Here is a 2543-nt window from a genome sequence, read left to right on the forward strand (position 1 = left end):
CCAGCAGTACCTCGGCTCGGATCAGCCGGTGCTGATGGACTGGGCCGTCGGCCTCGCCTTCCCGTGCCAGCAGCCGATGCTGCACGCCAACGGCGTCACCGAGGTCCCGAACTTCCGCATCACCCCCGACTACAACGCCAAGCGCAAGGACACCGACACCTGGCAGGACGGCCTCAACGGCGGCCTGCTGGGCATCAGTGATCTGCTGCTGCGGCAGAACCTGATGGCGACGTACCTGTCGCACGACTGGGGCCGGGACTGGGGCTCGCTGCGCAAGTTCGACACGATAGTGAAGGCCGAGCCAGCGCAACTTCAGCTCGGCACGGCGACGCGCAGCGGGCTGTATTCGCCGGGCAAGATCAGGATCGAGCCCTAACTCAACGCCGAGTGCACGCATGTTGTACGCAAATCGCTTGAAACCCCGTAAACATGCGTGCACTCGGCAACCAAGACGGACCCCTAGGCCCTAAGACCTGCGACGATGAGCTGCACCAGGCGCCGCGCGTCGTAGTCGGGGTCGGTATCCGCGCCGATGCAGAGGTTGCCAACGCCGCGCATCAGCCAGAGAGCCCCGACATCCGCGACGATCTCCCCCGCCCCGGCAGCGGCTTCGAGCAACCCGGCGCACACGGGGACCAGGCGGTCGAGGAAGTAGGCGTGCAGGGTCTCGAATGCGGCGGCATCGGACTGCAAGGCGCGGGCGAGTCCGTGCTTGGTGACGAGGAAGTCGACGAAGAGATCGATCCACTTCGCCAGCGCGGCGTAAGGGGAATCGTTGTCCCGCAACAGGTCCGGTCCCGCTTGAGCACAGGCTTCGACCTGGTGGCGGTAGACGGCGACGATGAGGTCGGCCCGCGTCGGGAAGTGCCGGTAGATCGTGCCGACGCCGACACCGGCGGCAGTGGCGATGTCGCGCACGGGCACGTCGACACCGGACGTGACGAAGGCGGCCGCCGCCGCGGCGAGCAGGGCTTCCTCGTTGCGGCGGGCATCTGACCGTTTCCGTGGCGCCGTCACTCGACACCTCCTGGCTAAACGGAACAATGTTCCGTATGGTCGGTAGAGGAACATTGTTCCGCTTATTGAAAGTCTAGAGGCTCAGAAGGAGACGTTCACATGTCCCAGACAACCGGGGTGCGGTTCGGCATCATGACCGCGCCGCAACAGGTCACCTACGACGACCTTCTGCGGGTCTGGAAGGAGGCGGACGCAATACCCGAGATCGAGCACGCCTGGCTCTTCGACCACCTGATGCCGATCGGCGGGGACCCGAACGGACCCATCTTCGAAGGCTGGACGCTGCTCTCGGCCCTGGCCGCGCAGACCCGCCGACTGCGGGTGGGGCTGCTCGTCACCAGCAACCGCTTCCGCCCACCCGCGCTGCTCGCCAAGATCGCCACCACCACCGACGTCGTCTCCGGAGGGCGGCTCGACTTCGGCATCGGCGCCGGCTCCCGGCCCAGCCACCCCGCGGCCAGGCGCGAGTACGAGGCACACGGTCTGCCGTACGACGACTTCTCGGACTCCGTGGGGAGCCTCAACGAGGCTCTCTTGGTGATCCGGCGGTTGTGGACCGACCCGGAACCGTTCGACTTCACCGGCACCCACGTCCAGCTCACCGGTGCGTTCGGCAACCCCAAGCCGATCCAGCGACCGCATCCACCGATCATCATCGGTGGACGCTCCAAGCTGCTGCTGCGCGTCGTCGCCGAGCACGCCGACCTGTGGAACATCCCCGGCGGCGACATCGACGACGCCGTCGAACGCAGCGCGCTACTGGACCGCTACTGCACCGACATCGGGCGTGACCCCGCCACCGTCGTGCGGTCGATGCACCTGCAGGTCTCCTACGACCAGCCCGGCATCACCAGGGATGCGATCGCCCGCGCCATCGAGGCCGGCTTCGGCCACCTGGTCCTCGGACTACCGGACCCCTACCCCGCAGGCGTCGCCCAATGGATCGTCGACGAGCTCATCACCCCCTCGGTCTGACGTAGACCACCCGGGTGCCGAGGCCAGGATCGGAGCCGTCCAACACTTCGTTAATGTGTCAGGCAACGAGGTCGGCGTTCGTCGATTACTCCGTCAGCCCAGCTGGCTCAAGACATTGCGAGGGATCAGCAGGTGCTGGCAGTACTGGAGGCCTTCGGCGTCATCGGCGCGGTCATCGCCGTTGGCGCCATCGTCGGACGCACCGGTGTCCTCGGCGACAACGCGCGGATGGTACTGAACCGGGTCGCCTTCCACATCGGTGTTCCAGCGCTACTGCTCCTCAACCTGTCGCAAGCAACACTGGGACAGATCTTTTCGCTCGAGCTGTCGCTGTCTGCGGTGGCCGCGTTGGTCACTTTCGGATTGTGCTTCCTGACCTTCGCCGCCCTTCGTTCTCGAGGGCGCGGAGAATCCACGGTCGCGGGATGGACCGGGTCCTACGTCAACGCGGGAAATTTGGGTATCCCGTTGAGCGCCTACGTGTTCGGCAGCACCACCGAGATCTCGGCGCTCATCCTGTTTCAGGCCTTGGTCATGGCACCCATCGGGAT

4 protein-coding genes are annotated in these 2543 nt (G+C 65.9%); 3 read left to right on the top strand and 1 reads right to left on the bottom strand.

Features of this window, described 5'->3' with window-relative positions:
• Window positions 1–376, top strand: a 376-nt coding sequence (locus tag ACRDUX_RS26665) for an arabinosyltransferase C-terminal domain-containing protein (RefSeq protein ID WP_526418169.1), incomplete at its 5' end; no start/stop codon positions are given.
• Between the two features lie 83 nt (window positions 377–459).
• On the opposite strand, the gene ACRDUX_RS26670 is transcribed toward ACRDUX_RS26665, so the two are convergent.
• Window positions 460–1017 carry a TetR/AcrR family transcriptional regulator gene (locus ACRDUX_RS26670; protein WP_526418171.1) on the bottom strand — a complete coding sequence of 186 codons (558 nt, stop codon included), beginning with the start codon at window positions 1015–1017 and terminating at the stop codon, window positions 460–462.
• A gap of 99 nt (window positions 1018–1116) precedes the next feature.
• On the opposite strand from ACRDUX_RS26670, the gene ACRDUX_RS26675 reads away from it, so the two are divergent.
• On the top strand, window positions 1117–1992 hold the full coding sequence (locus ACRDUX_RS26675; protein ID WP_526418173.1) for an LLM class flavin-dependent oxidoreductase: 876 nt from the start codon (window positions 1117–1119) through the stop codon (window positions 1990–1992).
• A gap of 132 nt (window positions 1993–2124) precedes the next feature.
• Window positions 2125–2543 (top strand): AEC family transporter (locus ACRDUX_RS26680; RefSeq protein ID WP_526418175.1); only part of this gene is annotated, 419 nt, incomplete at its 3' end.

The organism is Mycobacterium sp., assembly GCF_050701675.1.
Lineage (GTDB): Bacteria > Actinomycetota > Actinomycetes > Mycobacteriales > Mycobacteriaceae > Mycobacterium.